The following is a 14,494-nucleotide window of genomic DNA, read 5'->3' as shown; positions in this document are numbered from 1 at the left end:
AGATGTGGCGCAGCCGCAGGGCGGGCGCAAGCGCACGGGAATGGCGCATTGATCGCGCGCCCCGGCCGTCCCAGATTGGGGCCATGATAAAGCTGACCCCGATCCTGCTGATCGTCCTTTACGCGCTGGCGATGTGGGCGTTTTCCGCCTGGCGCCTGCGGGCCGAACTGAACGCGAGGTCCACGCCGCTGACCGATCCGCGGCTGGCGGCGGCGCTGGACCGGCTGGGTGCTGCGATGGGGCTGGGGCGGGTGCGCGCCCATGTCTATGAGATCGCGCCCGTGAACGGGCTGGCCGCGCCGGACGGGCGGGTGTTCCTGACGCGGGGCTTTCTGGACCAGCTGGACGCCGGCCGCGTGACCGAGGCCGAGCTGGCCTCCGTCATCGCGCACGAGCTGGGCCACGTCGCCCACGGCCACACCCGCCGCCGGATGCTGGACTTCGCCGGCCAGAACGTCGTGCGCGCCGTGCTGGTCGGCGTCTTTGGCCGGATGGTGCCGGTGGTCGGCCCGTGGCTGGCCGGGCTGGTCGCGACCGCGCTGGCCGCCCGGCTGTCGCGTCAGGATGAATACCAGGCCGACGCCTTTGCCGCCGCGCTGATGATCAAGGCAGGCTTCGGGACGGGACCGCAAAAGGCACTGCTGGGGCGGCTGGACGCGATGACCGGCGCGGGCGGCGCGCGGGGGCTGGCGTGGGCGCAGTCGCATCCCCCGGCGGCAAGCCGCGTCGCCGCGATCGAGGCCTTGGAGGCGCGCTGGCAGGTCCGCTGACGCCGCCCCGGCGCGGTCGGCCGGCCCGCGCCGTGGCCTGCGGCGGCATCGCCTTTCCCTGCGCCGCCCACGCCGCTATGCTGCGGCTGCATTGCACGGGCAGACCGCATGACCCGACCCTTTCGCCGCCGCGTCCTTTACATCCCCGGCTACGACCCGATCCCGCCCCGCCGCTATCGCGAGCTTTACCGGCGCGAGGGGGCCGCGCAGGCGGCCATCGCGGGCTATCGGCTGGACTTCGGCCCGCGCCGCGACCGCACCGGCTTTGGCTGGGGGGTCAGCGGCGACTTTCCGGGCGGCGCAGCGCAAACCGACATCGAGGTGCTGGTCTGGGCCGATGTCGTGCAAGGGTCGATGGGGCGCAGCATCGCGGCCACCTATGGCCAGCTTGTCCGCACCGCCTGGGCCTATGTGGCGTCGGGGGCGCTGTTCCGGCTGATGCGCCTGCGGCGGGGGCCGGTGATCGCGGCGCTTTATCCCATCGCCGTGCTGATCGCGCAGCTTGCGGTGGCGATGGCCGTCGGGGCGCTGGCGGGGTGGATCGCCGCGCGGGCGCTTTCGGCGGCGGGGCTGCCCGGACCCGGCCCGGCGCTGGCCGCGCTTGCGCTGGCGGCGGCCGTCACTGCCGCCGGGCTGATCCTGTTCCGCCGCATGGATGGCCGGTTCTTCGCCTATTACCTGATGCATGATTACGCCTTTACCGCGCGGGACGGGGGCGCCTATCCGCCGGAACTGGCGGCGCGGATCACCCGCTTTGCCGACCGCGTGGCCGAGGTGCTGGCCGACGACTGGGACGAGGTGCTGGTCGTCGGCCATTCCTCGGGGGCATATCTGGCGGTGTCGGTGCTGGCCGAACTGATCGCATCGGGCCGGGCCGATTGCGACGGGCGGCTGGCGCTGCTGACGCTGGGCCATGTCGTGCCGATGGCGTCGTTCCTGCCGCGCGCGGGCCGCCTGCGGTCGGACCTGCGGTATCTGTCGGCGCGGGCCGAACTGGACTGGGTGGACGTGACCGCGCCGGGCGACCCCTGCTGTTTCGGTCTGTGCGATCCGGTCGCGGTGTCGGGGGTGGAACCCCCCGGCCGCCGCCACCCGCTGGTCCTGTCCGCGGCCTTTCGCCAGACCCTGTCGCCCGACCGGCGGCGGACGCTGCGCGGGCGGTGGTTCCGGCTGCATTTCCAGTATCTGTGCGCCTTTGACCGGCCCGAACGCTATGACTATTTCGCCATCACTGCCGGGCCGCAGCGGCTGGGCGCGCGCTTTGCCGGGCGCGGGCATTCGCCGGGCCGCATCACCCGCGCGGTGAACGACTGGCCGGGCCGGTCGCGGGGCGCGCCGTGATCCCGCCGCGCCCCGACGCAGCGCCCCCCGGCCGCGGGCTGGTCCGCATCGCGCGGGCGTTCCGGCGCGACCTGCTGTCGGCGCTGCCCGACAAGCTGTATCGCGCCTGGATGGCCGAGTTCCGCAGCCCGCTGGTCCGCAGCGTGCTGTGCAACGACCCCGCGCTGGTGCGGCTGGTGCTGTCGGAACGCCCGCGCGATTTCCCGAAATCCGGCCGCCTGCGCGAGGGGCTGGCGCCGCTGCTGGGCCAGTCCGTCTTCGTCACCAACGGCGAGACATGGGCGCGCCAGCGCCGCATCATCGACCCCGCGTTCGAGGGCGGCCGCATCCGCGAGACCTGGCCCGCCATGTGGCAGGCCGCTCGCGCCGCCACCCTGCGCCTGACCGCCGCCGCGGGAACCCAGATCGACGTCGAGCCGGAAACCAGCCACGCCGCCGCCGACGTGATCTTTCGCGCGCTGTTTTCCATGCCCATCGAACACCGCATCGCCGCGCGGGTCTTTGCGGCCTTTCGCGCGCATCAGGACGCGCAGCCGCTGGTCAACCCGGCCGCGCTGATCCCCATGCCGCGCTGGCTGCCGCGCTGGCATTCGCGGCGCACCCGCGCCACCGCCGCGACGATCCGCGGCCTGATCCGCGACCTTGTGGCGGCACGGACCGCCGCCATCGCGGACGGCACCGCGCCCGACGACCTGGCGACAAAGATCATGACCACCCCCGATCCCGTCACCGGCCGGTGTTTCGCCCCGGCCGAGATGGTGGACCAGGTCGCGATCTTTTTCCTGGCCGGGCACGAGACGTCGGCCAGCGCGCTGGCCTGGGCGCTGTGGCTGCTGGCCGCCAACCCCGACTGGCAGGACCGCGTCGCGGCCGAGGCCGCCGAGGCGCTGCAACCGGCCGGCGACCCGCCCGATTTCGGGGCCGTCAGCCGCCTGCGCGCCGCCCGCGCGGTGTTCCGCGAAGCGATGCGGCTTTATCCGCCCGTGCCGATGATGGTGCGCGAGACTGCGCGGCCGGAAACCCTGCGCGGCCGGCCCCTGCCCCGCGGCACGCAGGTCGTGCTGTCGCCCTGGCACCTGCACCGGCACCGGCGGCTGTGGGACGATCCCGACAGCTTTGACCCCGGCCGCTGGGATACGCCGAATGGCCGGGCCTGCGCGCGCGAGGCCTATGTCCCCTTCAGCGCCGGGCAGCGGGTCTGCCCCGGCGCGGGGTTTGCGATGATCGAAGGGCCGCTGATGCTGGCGATGATCTGCCGCGACCTGCGGCTGTCGCGGGGCGACGCCGATCCGGTGCCGGTCGCACGGCTGACGCTGCGGGGCCGCGACGGGGTCCGCCTGCGGATCGACCGGCGCTGATGGAACAGGCGGGGCGTCAGTCCCGCCAGCGATCCACCAGCCACAGCAGGATCAGCGCCCCGGCCACGGCCCCAAGCGCGCCGACCAGCAGACCCAGCAGCCCGATCAGCACCCACAGCCCGACACCCCCCGCCGCGCCGCCGACCGCGCCGACAACCGCCGAGGTCACGCGCCCGCGCCCGATCTGCCCGGCCGCAAGCCAGCCGATGACGGCGCCGACGATTGCAAAGATCACGATCATGCCCATCCGCCCGACATAGGGCCGCCCGTGCCGACCGCAAGTCCCCTAGCGCAGGATCGGCGGTGCCGCGCGGTCGTCGCGCAGGTCGCGCACGCCCATCCGCAGCCCCGCGCCGATCCGGTGCGCCAGCGCCGACCAGGCCCGCGCCGTGGGCTGGGGCAGCGTGCGGATCAGCGTCGCATCGAACAGCATCAGCCAGGGGTCGAAATGTTCGGCCCGCACGTCGCCCGCCGCCATGTGGACGCGCATCGGATTGCCGTCATAACTGCGCTCATACAAAATCGCGTTGCGCCAGAAGGCGGCGATCCTGCTTTCGTGCGCAGGCCAGTCCGCGACATGACGGCCAAAGACCGGACCCAGCACCTCGTGCCGGCGGACGGCGGCGTAAAACACGGCGACCACGCGGTCGATCTGTTCGGGGGTGACGTCGAAACGGGGCGGGATCATGGCGCCTATGTGGGGGCCGCAGGCGGCGGGGGCAAGCGGCGGGGTGTCACAGGCGGCCGTCCAGCCATGCCTGCAGCAGCCAGCCCGCGATGGCGCCCGGACGCGGCGCGCGCAGGCTGGCGTGGGTGCCCGCGCATACCGCCGCCAGCTCGTCCCGGCCGACCCAGCGCGCGTCCTCCAGCTCGACCGGATCCAGGGTGATCGTCTCGGTTTCCGCATCGCCCGCGCAGCCCAGCATCAGCGACGCCGGGAACGGCCAAGGCTGGCTGGCCGCATAGCGGACCACGCCGACGGTGACGCCGGTTTCCTCGGCCACCTCGCGGCGGACGGCGGCCTCGATCGTCTCGCCCGGCTCGATAAAGCCGGCAAGGCAGGAATACATCCCCTCGGGCCAGCCGGGCGAGCGGCCCAGCAGCACGCGGTCGCCGCGCGCGACCAGCATGATGACGACCGGATCGGTGCGCGGGAAATGCATCGCCCCGCAGGACGGACAGCGCCGCTGCCAGCCCGACTGCGCCGGTTCCGACCGCGCCCCGCACGCGGCGCAGAACCGGTGCGCGCCATGCCAACCGGTCAGCGCCCGCGCGGTCGCGGCCAGTTCGGCGTCCAGCGGGGACAGCCGCGACATCACGCCGCGCAGTTCCACAAAGCGCGCGTCCGGGATCAGCGGGTGGACCTGTTCGGTCGGGTCGAAGAACAGCTGCGTCTCGGGAAGGCTGGGGGGCGCCCAGGCGCTGATGTCCTGCGCGGCGGCGGCCGTCGCGCCGTCCAGTCCCAGCAGCACCGGCGGCTCGGCCCCGGCCAGCGCTGGGTGGTCGGCGGGCAGTCGCGCCAGCCGGTCGTCGCCGCCCACCAGCACCTTGCCGCGCCAGACCGGCAGCACGGCCGCGCCGTCGCGCCAGCCGTCGCCGCCGCGCCGGTCCGCCGCCCGGTCCAGCCCGCCGCCCGCAAATGCCAGCCCTGTCGTGTCGATGCCCATGCCGCGCCCCCGCCCCGGTCCGCCGCCACGCTGCCGCGCGTGGCCGGGAATGCCAAGGCCGCGCGCGGCCCATCTGCCGTTGCGCCCCCGTGCCGCCCCCCCTACATTCCCGCGCAAGCCCAGGGGACCGCATGACCGAAACGCAAGCCTATCAGGTGCTGGCCCGGAAATACCGGCCCGAGACGTTTGCCGATCTGGTCGGTCAGGACGCGATGGTCCGCACGCTGCAGAACGCGTTCGCGGCCGACCGCATCGCGCAGGCGTTCATCATGACCGGCATCCGGGGCACCGGAAAGACGACCACCGCGCGGATCATCGCCAAGGGCATGAACTGCACCGGGCCGGACGGCACCGGCGGGCCGACGACCAGCCCCTGCGGGGTCTGCGAGCATTGCGTGTCCATCGCCGAGGGGCGGCACGTGGACGTGCTGGAAATGGACGCGGCGTCCAGAACCGGCGTCAACGACATCCGGGAAATCATTGATTCCGTTCACTATCGCGCCGCTGTCGCGCGCTATAAGATCTATATCATCGACGAGGTCCACATGCTGTCCACCAGCGCGTTCAACGCGCTGCTGAAGACGCTTGAGGAACCGCCCCCGCATGTGAAGTTCATCTTTGCGACGACCGAGATCCGCAAGGTGCCGGTCACGGTCTTGTCGCGCTGCCAGCGGTTCGACCTGCGCCGGATCGAGCCGGAGGTGATGATCGCGCTCTTGCGCCGCATCGCCGCAGCCGAGGGCGCGCAGATCGCCGACGACGCGCTGGCGCTGATCACCCGCGCGGCCGAGGGGTCGGCCCGCGACGCGACCAGCCTGCTGGATCAGGCGATCAGCCACGGCGCCGGTGAGGGAGGGGCGGGCGAGACGACCGCCCCGCAGGTCCGCGCCATGCTGGGGCTGGCCGACCGCGGCCGGGTGCTGGATTTGTTCGACATGATCCTGCGCGGCGCGGCGGCCGAGGCGCTGGCCGAGCTGCAATCGCAATACGCCGAAGGCGCCGACCCGCTGGCCGTCCTGCGCGACCTGGCCGAGATCACCCACTGGGTCAGCCTGGTCAAGATCACGCCGGATGCCGCCGAAGACCCCACGGTCGGTCCCGACGAACGCGCCCGCGGCCGCGACATGGCCGAGCGCGTGCCCATGCGCGCGCTGACGCGGCTGTGGCAGATGCTGCTGAAATCGCTCGAGGAGGTGTCGGCCGCCCCGAACGCCATGATGGCGGCGGAAATGGCGGTCATCCGCCTGACCCATGTCGCCGACCTGCCCGACCCCGAGGCGCTGATCCGCCGCGTGCAGGCCGGACAGGCGGCGGGCGAGTTCGCGCGCCCCGCGCCCGCGCCGGGGGCCGCCCCCGGTTTAGCGCCGTCGCATGCGCCCCGCGCCGCCGCCGCACCGCAGGCCGTCCGGGCGGCAGCCGTCGCCGTGCAGGCGGGCGGCACGAACGGCGCGCTGGCGCTGGCCACCGCCCCCGACGCGGTGGCGGCGCTGACCGACTTCGAAGCCGTGGTCGAACTGATCCGGCGGATGCGCGACATGACCCTGCTTCTGCAGGTCGAAAGCCACGTCCGGCTGGTGCGCTATGCCCCCGGCCGGATCGAGTTCCAGCCCACCCCCGACGCGCCCCGCGACCTCGCGCAGCGGCTGGGCGAGCGGCTGCGCGGCTGGACCGGCGGCGCCCGCTGGGCGGTGTCGGTCGTCGACGCGGGCGGCGGCCCGACGATCGCGGAAACCCGCGCCGCCGCGCAACAGGCGGCCGAGGTGGCGGCGCTGGACAACCCGGTGATCCGCGCCATCTTTGACGCCGTGCCCGGCGCGCGCTTTGCCGCGATCCGCCACGACGCGCCCCCTGCCCCGGACGACGACGGCGCCGCCGCCCCGGACCTGCACGCCACCGCGCAGGGGGGCCTTGCCGAGGCCGAGGAATGGGATCCCTTCGAGGACGAGGAGTGACAGGATGAAGAACCCCTTTGGCGGGCTGGGCGACCTGAACAAGATGATGGCCGCCGCCCGCGACATGCAGGGCAAGGTGGCCGAGCTGCAGGCGAAACTGGACACGATCACCGTGACCGGCGAGGCAGGCGCCGGGTTGGTCCGCGCCACCGCCACCGCCAAGGGCGAGCTGACGGCGCTCGACATCGACCCGTCGATCTTTGTCGCCAGCGAAAAGCAGGTGGTCGAGGATCTGATCCTGGCCGCGATCAAGGACGCGCAGCGCCGCGCGCAGGACCGGCTGGCCGAGGAAACCCAGCGCATGGGCGCGGGGATGGGCCTGCCGCCGGGCATGAACCTGCCGTTCTGAATGGCCGAGGGCAGCGACGAGATCCAGGCGCTGATCGCGCAGATGGCGCGGCTGCCGGGGCTTGGCCCGCGGTCGGCCAGGCGCATCGTGCTGGCGCTGATCCGCCGCCGCACCGGCCAGATGGCGCAGCTGGCCGCGCAGATGGCGCGGGTGGCCGAAACCTCGCGCGAGTGTTCCCGCTGCGGCAACATCAGCGACGCCGCGTTGTGCCCGATCTGCGCCGATCCCGCGCGTGGGAATGGCGAATTGTGCGTCGTCGCGGACGTGGCCGATCTGTGGGCGCTGGAACGCGGGCGCGCGTTCCGCGGGCGCTATCACGTGCTGGGCGGCACGCTGTCGGCGCTGGACGAGATCGGGCCGGACGAACTGGGCATCCCGCGCCTGGTCGCGCGCGTCGCGGACGAATCCGTCACCGAGGTGATCCTGGCCCTGAACGCCACCGTCGAGGGCCAGACCACCGCCCATTACATCGCCGAGGCGCTGGAACCCGCGCAGGTCACCGTCACCGGGCTGGCGCAGGGCGTACCCATCGGCGGAGAACTGGACTATCTGGACGACGGCACCATCCTGGCGGCGCTGCGCGCAAGGCGGCGGCTGTGAGCGCGCCGTTCCTCACGGCGCCGATGACGGTCGAGGAGGGCTGGACCGATTACAACGGCCACCTGAACATGGCCTATTACCACGTGCTGTTCGACCGCGCGCTGGACGTGGTGCTGGGACCGCTGGGGCTTGGCCCGCAGGTCGCGGCGGCGGACGGGGTGTCGGTGTTCACCGCGCAGGCGCAGGTGCATTACCTGCGCGAATTGAACGCGGGCGACCGCGTGACCGTGGAAACGCGGCTGATCGCGCATGACGCCAAGCGCCTGCATTACGTCCAGACCATGCGCCACACGGACGGCTGGGTCGCGGCGGTCAGCGAGAACCTGTTGCTGCACGTCGATCTGGCGACGCGCCGCGTCACCCCGTTCGCGCCCGCGGTGGCGGACCGCATCGCGGCGGCGGTCGCGCGGCATGCGGACCTGCCCCTGCCGGAACAGGTCGGCCGGCGGGTGGGGCTGATGCGCGGCTGACCCCGCCGCACCTGACGACAGTTCCGGCCACCCGCGCGCCACATGCGGACCGCCCCCGCCCGAAAAGCCGGGCGGCGTATCGGACTGACCGCGCGGGATGAAAAAGGGGCGCAAGGCTTGCGCCCGCGCCCCCCGTGATTATGGCCGAACGGCCGGGCCGATCAGGCGTCCAGCCGGTTCGCCTGCGCCTCGACCGTGGCGGCGGGGCCGGCGGCCTTGGCGATCTCGATCCGGCGGGGCTTCAGCGCCTCGGGGATCTCGCGCACCAGATCGATGTGCAGCATCCCGTCGACGTGGCTTGCGCCCTGCACGCGCACGTGATCGGCCAGCGCGAACTTGCGTTCAAAGGCGCGGGTGGCGATGCCGCGGTGCAGATAGCTGCGGCCCTCGTCCTCGGCCGCCTTTTTCGCGGCAACGATCACGGCGCCGTCGCGCATGTCGACGGACAGATCGTCGGCGGCAAAGCCGGCCACGGCGATGGAAATACGATACGCATTCTCGCCGGTCTTTTCGATGTTATAGGGCGGATAGGTCGGCGCCGCGACGTCCGAGGTCAGGGCGCGGTCCATCAGGTCCGCGATGCGGTCGAACCCGACCGAGGCGCGGTAAAGCGGGGCAAGATCCATGTTGCGCATAATGTGTCATCCTTTGCAGCGATGAGAGTTGTGCTGCCCCCCGGTGACCGGGCGGGCGGTTGACGCCGGCGCCGATTGGCCGTCCGACAGGGCGGATGTGGGTGGGTGCGGCGGCGCTTTCAAGGGCGGCTTCAAGGATCGGCGGGCCGCCGGGATCAGCGGTCGGCGGCCCAGATCGCCGGGTCGGCCAGTTCGATGGAATTGCCCGCCGGATCGCGGAAATAGATCGAGCGCGCGCCGTTGGGCCAGCGGAAATCGGCCTCGATGGCGATGCCGCGCGATTCCAGATGCGCGCGCCAGTCGTCCAGCGTGTCGGGCGCGGCGGCAAGGCAGGCGTGGCCCGGCCCGGTGGCCCCGTGCGGCGGCACCGGCAGCCGCGCGTCCGGGGCGGGCGGACGCGCGGTCGCGCGCGGATCGAACACCAGCAGCACCTGCGGGCGGGGGGTGTCGGTCGTGCGAAAGAACACATGCCGGCCGGGGACGCGGGTGATGACGGTCAGGCCGATGACGCCGGTCCAGAACGCCTCGGCGGCGGCCAGATCCTCGGCGTAAAGCGCCGTTTCCAGCGTGCCGAGGACCGGCGGCGTCATGCGGCCGCCCCGGCGCCTGCCCCCGCGCCCAGATCGGCCAGCGCGGGCGGCTGCGGCCCGCCCGTCGCCCAGTCCAGCAGTTCGACCGTGTGGACGACGGGGATGCGCGTCCCCTGCCCGATCTGGACCATGCAGCCGATGTTGCCGGCGGCCACGACCTGCGGGGCCAGCGCCTCGATCGTGCGGACCTTGCGGTCGCGCAACTCGGCCGACAGCGCCGGCTGCAGCAGGTTATAGGTGCCGGCCGAGCCGCAGCACAGATGGCTGTCGGCGGGCGTCATCACCTGAAACCCCGCCTGCCCCAGCAGCGATTTCGGCGCGGCGACGATGCGCTGGCCGTGCTGCAGCGAACAGGCCGCGTGATAGGCGACGCGCAGCGCGCCCGGCGGCGCGCCATACCCGGCAGGTGCCGCGCCCGCGCCGCCCGGCCGGGTGACGGGGGGCAGGCCGTGGGCATCGAGGAACTCGGTCACGTCGCGGGCCAGCCCCGCCACCCTTTCCGCGCCCGCGCGGTCGGGGTCATGCGCGAACATATGGCCATAATCCTTGACCGTCGTCCCGCAGCCCGAGGCGTTGACGATGATCGCGTCCAGCGGTTCCGCCGCGTCCGCCGCCAGAAAGACGCGGATCGCCGCCCGTGCCGTCGCCATCGCCTGGCCTTCCTTGCCCATGTGGTGGGTCAGCGCGCCGCAGCAGCCCAAATCCTTGGGGATCACCACCTGACACCCCGCCCGGCGCAGCAGGCGGATGGTGGCGTCGTTGATGTCGGGGTTCAGCGCCCGCTGCGCGCAGCCGGTCAGCAGCGCGACCCGCGCCCGGCGCGGCCCTACCGGCTCGAACGTCGCCCCCAGATCGTCACGGGTCGGTCCCGCGATGCGTCGCGGCGCCATCGAGATCATCGCCCGCAGCCGCGCGTCCGGCATCAGCCGCGCGAACGGCCGCGCCAGCCGCGCCCCCAGCAGCGCCAGCCGGAACCGCCCCGGATACGGCACCACCGCCGCCAGCAGCGCCCGCAGCGCCCGGTCGGTCCACGGCCGGCGGTAGGTGTTCTCGACATGCACGCGGGCGTGGTCGATCAGGTGCATGTAATCGACACCCGACGGGCAGGTCGTCATGCAGGCCAGGCACGACAGGCACCGGTCGATGTGAAGCGCGGTGCGGTCGTCGGCGGCCCGGCCGGATTCCAGCATGTCCTTGATCAGGTAGATGCGGCCGCGCGGGCTGTCCAGCTCGTCCCCCAGCACCTGATAGGTGGGACAGGTGGCGGTGCAGAACCCGCAATGCACGCAGGTCCGCAGGATGCCGTTCGCCGTCGCGATGGCCGGATCGGCCAGCTGTTCGGGGGTAAAGTTCGTCTGCATCTATCGCATCCCGGAGAACAGGCCGCGCGGGTCGAACTGCGCCCGCAGCCGGTCGTTCAGCTGCTGCACTGCCGCGTCGGGCGCGGGAAAGGCCGGGGCGGGATCGCCGTGGACACGGACGCCAAAGGCCCCGGCGGGCAGGTCGCCGGGCAGGTCGATGGGCAGCCAGTCGGGCGGCGTCTGCGCCCAGACCAGCGCGCCGCCCCAGTCCAGCGCCACCGGGCCGGGCAGCGCGGCGACCAGCGCCGCCGCCTGCGAGGGGCGGCAGACGATGCGCCAGACCGCGCCCCCGCCTGCCGCCATGTCGCGCGGCATCTGGCGCAGCGCGGCAAAGTCCGCGTCGCCCTCCGTGACCTGAACCGTACCGAAGGGCGCCAGCCGCTGCGTCAGCGTCCCGGCGCGGATGGCGACGGACCCGGCCAACCCCTCGATCCGCAGGATGGTGCGGCCGGACGGCAGCACGCCCGCCCCCGTCACGTCCCAGGGGCCGGTCAGCGCGGCGGTCATCACGGCGACGGCGCGGGCCGGGTCCAGCCCGTCCAGCGCCAGCGTGGCCGCTGACGGGGGCACCGGCTGGGTCTTGAACGCGACCTCGGTCAGCACGCCCAGCGTGCCGCGGCTGCCCGCCATCAGCTTGACCAGATCATAGCCGGTGACGTTCTTCATCACCCGGCCGCCGTTGCGGACGATGTCGCCGCGCCCGTCCACGAAGGTCACGCCGATCAGGCTGTCGCGGGCCGCGCCGTCCTTGACCCGGCGCGGGCCGCTGGCGTTGGCGGCGACGACGCCGCCGATGGTCGATCCGGGCGCGGCCGGCGGCTCGAACGCAAGGCGCTGATCCTCGGCCGCAAGGGCCGCCTGAACCTCGGCCAGAGGCGTGCCGGCGCGCGCGACGATGGTCAGCGCGGCCGGTTCGTACAGCGTGATGCCGGTCAGCCCGGCGGTGGACAGCCGGTCCCCGCCCCCCTCGCCCGGCAGCAGCCGCGTGCCGCCGCCCACGGCGGTCAGCGGGGCCGCGGCGTCGCGGACCAGCGCCGCGACTTCCCGGTCCGAGGCGGGCGCGGCCGCGCCGTCAAGCGACATTGCGGCGCCCCTCGCGGCGGCTGGCCGAGGTGGCCAGCGGGAACACCTTGGCCGCGTTCAGCAGCCAGTGGGGATCGAACACGTCCTTGACGCGCATCTGCGCCTGCATGTCGGTGTCGGAAAACTGCGCCGCCATCAGGTCGCGCTTTTCGACGCCCACGCCGTGTTCTCCGGTCAGGCAGCCGCCGACCTCGACGCACAGGCGCAGGATGTCGGAGCCAAGAGCCTCGACGCGTTCCAGGTCGCCGGGGCGGTTGGCGTCAAAGATGATCAGCGGGTGCATGTTGCCGTCGCCCGCGTGAAAGACGTTGGCGACCGGCAGGCCCGCGGCGTCCGACAGCTGGGCTATGCGCCTCAGCACCTGCGGCAGGGCGCTGACCGGGATGGTGCCGTCCAGGCACATATAGTCGCCCATCTGCCCCATCGCGCCGAAGGCCGACTTGCGGCCTAGCCAGATGCGGCGCGATTCATCCTCGGACCGGCTTTCGCGGAACTCGACGGGGTGGAAGCCCTCGGCGATGGCGCGGATCAGGGCCAGCTGCTCGTCGATCTCGGGCGCGGTGCCCTCGACCTCGACGATCAGCAGCGCCTCGCAGTCAGGGTATCCGGGGCGGGCAAAGTTCTCCGTGGCCACGATGCAGGGGCGGTCCATGAACTCGATGGCGACCGGCAGGATGCCCGCGCGGATGATCGCCGCCACGCAGGCGCCGGCGGTTTCGGACGAATCGAAGCCGATCAGCACGGGCCGCGCGCCCGCGGGCTTGGGCAGGATGCGCAGCGTCGCCTCGGTCACGACGCCCAGCTGGCCCTCGGACCCGCAGATGACGCCCAGCAGGTCAAGGCCCGGCGCCTCGCCCATCGGGCCGCCCAGCTGGACCACGGTGCCGTCCATCATGACCACGGTCGCGCCCAGCAGGTTGTTGGTCGTCACGCCGTATTTCAGGCAATGCGCCCCGCCCGAGTTCATGCCGATGTTGCCGCCGATGGCGCAGGCAAGCTGGCTGGACGGGTCGGGGGCGTAAAAGAACCCCGCGTCGTCCACCGCCCCCGACACCGACAGGTTGGTGCGCCCGGCCTGCACGCGGATCAGCCGGTCGCCGTAATCGACTTCGATCACGGCATTCAGCCGCGCCAGTCCCAGCACCACGGCGTCCGCGGTCGGCATCGAGCCGCCGGCAAGGCTGGTCCCCGCCCCGCGCGGAACCACCGGCACGCGTTCCGCGTGGCAGACGCGCAGGACCGCCGCCACCTCGGCCGTCGTGGTCGGCAGCGCCACGGCCAGCGGCGGGCAGCGATAGGCCGACAGCGCGTCGCATTCATAGGCGCGGGCCTCGACCGGGTCGTCGATCACGGTGCCCGCGCCGACGGCCGCGCGCAACCGCGCGACGATGGCGGCGCGGCGGGCGATGATCGAGGCGTCGGGCGCGGGCATCTGCATCGGCGGGTTCCTGTTCGCGGGCTTGCTGCGGACGGCCGGCGCGCGATCCCGTCCGCGACCGGGGCGCTGCCTCAGGCATAAAGGCGCGGCGGACCGCTGACAACCGCGACCGCGGCCCGGCCCGGCAAGCCGCTGGCCTTGGGCGGGCGGCGCGGCTAGGTTCCGGCCATGCACTGGATCGCGCAGCTGCCCCTTGGCCTGACGGCCGCCGATCTGCTGGCGCTTGCGCTGCTGGCGCTGGCCTGGTTCGGCGTCGGCCACGTGGTGGAACATCCGCCCGCCAACCGCCCGTCGGTGTCGGTCCTGATGATGCGTTACCGGCGCGAATGGATGCGCCAGTTCCTGCACCGCGACCCGCGCATCTTCGACGGCAACATCCTGACGACCCTGCGCGAGGGGACGTCGTTCTTTGCCTCGGCCTGCATGATCGCGCTGGGCGGCGGCATGGCGCTGGTCGGCAACGTCGACGCGCTGGAAGGCATCGCCCGCGATCTGGCGGCCGAGGGGGTTCCGCATCTGCTGTGGCGGGTCAAGATCCTGCTGATGATGCTGTTCGTCGCCAACGCCTTCATGAAGTTCGTCTGGGCGCACCGGCTGTTCGGCTATTGCGCGGTGATGATGGCGGCGGTCCCCAACGAACCCGGCCACCCCCGCGCCCTGGACCGGGCGATGGCCGCGGCCGAGGTCAACATCAACGCCGCGCGCAATTTCAACATCGGGCTGCGCGCGGTGTATTTCGCGCTGGGATCGGCGGGCTGGATGGCCGGGCCTTGGGGGCTGATGCTGGGCACCGCGATCGTCAGCTCGATGACGCTGCGGCGCGAATTCGCGTCGGGGTCGCGCCGGGCGATCCTGCGGGACATGGGCCGCGACTGCTGAG

General features: G+C 72.9%; 16 protein-coding genes. 8 read left to right on the top strand and 8 right to left on the bottom strand.

The features are described from left to right. Window positions 1–83: 83 nt before the first annotated feature. From EPA64_RS09720 to EPA64_RS09710, 3 genes are all read left to right on the top strand, one after another. Complete coding sequence (locus EPA64_RS09720) at window positions 84–770, top strand: M48 family metallopeptidase (protein WP_134726155.1); 687 nt, start codon at window positions 84–86, stop codon at window positions 768–770. Between the two features lie 108 nt (window positions 771–878). Beyond that, entirely contained in the window at window positions 879–2,111 is a 1,233-nt protein-coding gene (locus EPA64_RS09715) for a hypothetical protein (protein WP_134726154.1), read from the top strand. Next, complete coding sequence (locus EPA64_RS09710; protein ID WP_134726153.1) at window positions 2,108–3,469, top strand: cytochrome P450; 1,362 nt, start codon at window positions 2,108–2,110, stop codon at window positions 3,467–3,469. The genes EPA64_RS09715 and EPA64_RS09710 overlap by 4 nt, the downstream gene beginning before the upstream one ends. A gap of 16 nt (window positions 3,470–3,485) precedes the next feature. On the opposite strand, the gene EPA64_RS09705 is transcribed toward EPA64_RS09710, so the two are convergent. Genes EPA64_RS09705 through nudC form a run of 3 tightly spaced genes read right to left on the bottom strand, consistent with a single transcriptional unit; the run spans window position 3,486 to window position 5,136 of the window. After that, entirely contained in the window at window positions 3,486–3,710 is a 225-nt protein-coding gene (locus EPA64_RS09705) for a GlsB/YeaQ/YmgE family stress response membrane protein (protein WP_134726152.1), read from the bottom strand. A 45-nt stretch (window positions 3,711–3,755) separates the two neighbouring features. Further along, complete coding sequence (locus EPA64_RS09700; protein ID WP_134726151.1) at window positions 3,756–4,157, bottom strand: group III truncated hemoglobin; 402 nt, start codon at window positions 4,155–4,157, stop codon at window positions 3,756–3,758. Window positions 4,158–4,203: 46 nt separating this feature from the next. Continuing rightward, a complete protein-coding gene (nudC, locus tag EPA64_RS09695) occupies window positions 4,204–5,136 on the bottom strand; it encodes an NAD(+) diphosphatase (protein ID WP_134726150.1) in 933 nt (310 codons plus the stop codon). 131 nt (window positions 5,137–5,267) lie between these two features. On the opposite strand from nudC, the gene EPA64_RS09690 reads away from it, so the two are divergent. From EPA64_RS09690 to EPA64_RS09675, 4 genes are read left to right on the top strand one after another with little or no spacing between them, the layout of a single operon-like run. Continuing rightward, the gene (locus EPA64_RS09690) at window positions 5,268–7,088 is read left to right on the top strand and encodes a DNA polymerase III subunit gamma/tau (protein ID WP_134726149.1); all 1,821 of its coding nucleotides are present in this window, start codon (window positions 5,268–5,270) and stop codon (window positions 7,086–7,088) included. Window positions 7,089–7,092: 4 nt separating this feature from the next. After that, complete coding sequence (locus EPA64_RS09685) at window positions 7,093–7,437, top strand: YbaB/EbfC family nucleoid-associated protein (RefSeq protein ID WP_134726148.1); 345 nt, start codon at window positions 7,093–7,095, stop codon at window positions 7,435–7,437. Next, window positions 7,438–8,037, top strand: a complete 600-nt coding sequence (recR, locus tag EPA64_RS09680; RefSeq protein ID WP_134726147.1) for a recombination mediator RecR — start codon at window positions 7,438–7,440, stop codon at window positions 8,035–8,037. Further along, a complete protein-coding gene (locus EPA64_RS09675; protein ID WP_220443740.1) occupies window positions 8,034–8,507 on the top strand; it encodes a thioesterase family protein in 474 nt (157 codons plus the stop codon). The genes recR and EPA64_RS09675 overlap by 4 nt, the downstream gene beginning before the upstream one ends. 161 nt (window positions 8,508–8,668) lie before the next feature. On the opposite strand, the gene EPA64_RS09670 is transcribed toward EPA64_RS09675, so the two are convergent. From EPA64_RS09670 to EPA64_RS09650, 5 genes are all read right to left on the bottom strand, one after another. Then, window positions 8,669–9,142 (bottom strand): Hsp20 family protein, encoded by a 474-nt coding sequence (locus EPA64_RS09670; RefSeq protein WP_134726146.1) that lies wholly within the window; start codon window positions 9,140–9,142, stop codon window positions 8,669–8,671. Window positions 9,143–9,297: 155 nt separating this feature from the next. Beyond that, window positions 9,298–9,732 (bottom strand): VOC family protein, encoded by a 435-nt coding sequence (locus EPA64_RS09665; RefSeq protein ID WP_134726145.1) that lies wholly within the window; start codon window positions 9,730–9,732, stop codon window positions 9,298–9,300. Next, entirely contained in the window at window positions 9,729–11,093 is a 1,365-nt protein-coding gene (gene glcF / locus EPA64_RS09660) for a glycolate oxidase subunit GlcF (RefSeq protein ID WP_134726144.1), read from the bottom strand. Before glcF ends, EPA64_RS09665 begins: the two co-directional genes overlap by 4 nt. Beyond that, complete coding sequence (locus EPA64_RS09655) at window positions 11,094–12,176, bottom strand: FAD-binding protein (protein ID WP_134726143.1); 1,083 nt, start codon at window positions 12,174–12,176, stop codon at window positions 11,094–11,096. Further along, window positions 12,166–13,614: an FAD-linked oxidase C-terminal domain-containing protein gene (locus EPA64_RS09650; protein ID WP_134726142.1), complete on the bottom strand. Its 1,449-nt coding sequence runs from the start codon at window positions 13,612–13,614 to the stop codon at window positions 12,166–12,168. The genes EPA64_RS09655 and EPA64_RS09650 overlap by 11 nt, the downstream gene beginning before the upstream one ends. A gap of 168 nt (window positions 13,615–13,782) precedes the next feature. Here EPA64_RS09650 and EPA64_RS09645 point away from each other — a divergent pair, with 168 nt between their 5' ends. Next, on the top strand, window positions 13,783–14,493 hold the full coding sequence (locus tag EPA64_RS09645; RefSeq protein ID WP_134726141.1) for a DUF599 domain-containing protein: 711 nt from the start codon (window positions 13,783–13,785) through the stop codon (window positions 14,491–14,493). The last annotated feature ends 1 nt before the right edge of the window (window position 14,494 follow it).

It is taken from the genome of Paracoccus luteus (genome assembly GCF_004522155.1).
Classification (GTDB): domain Bacteria; phylum Pseudomonadota; class Alphaproteobacteria; order Rhodobacterales; family Rhodobacteraceae; genus Paracoccus; species Paracoccus luteus.
The sequence above is the reverse complement of the archived record's forward strand: the minus strand, read 5'-3'. Positions and strand labels throughout refer to the sequence as shown.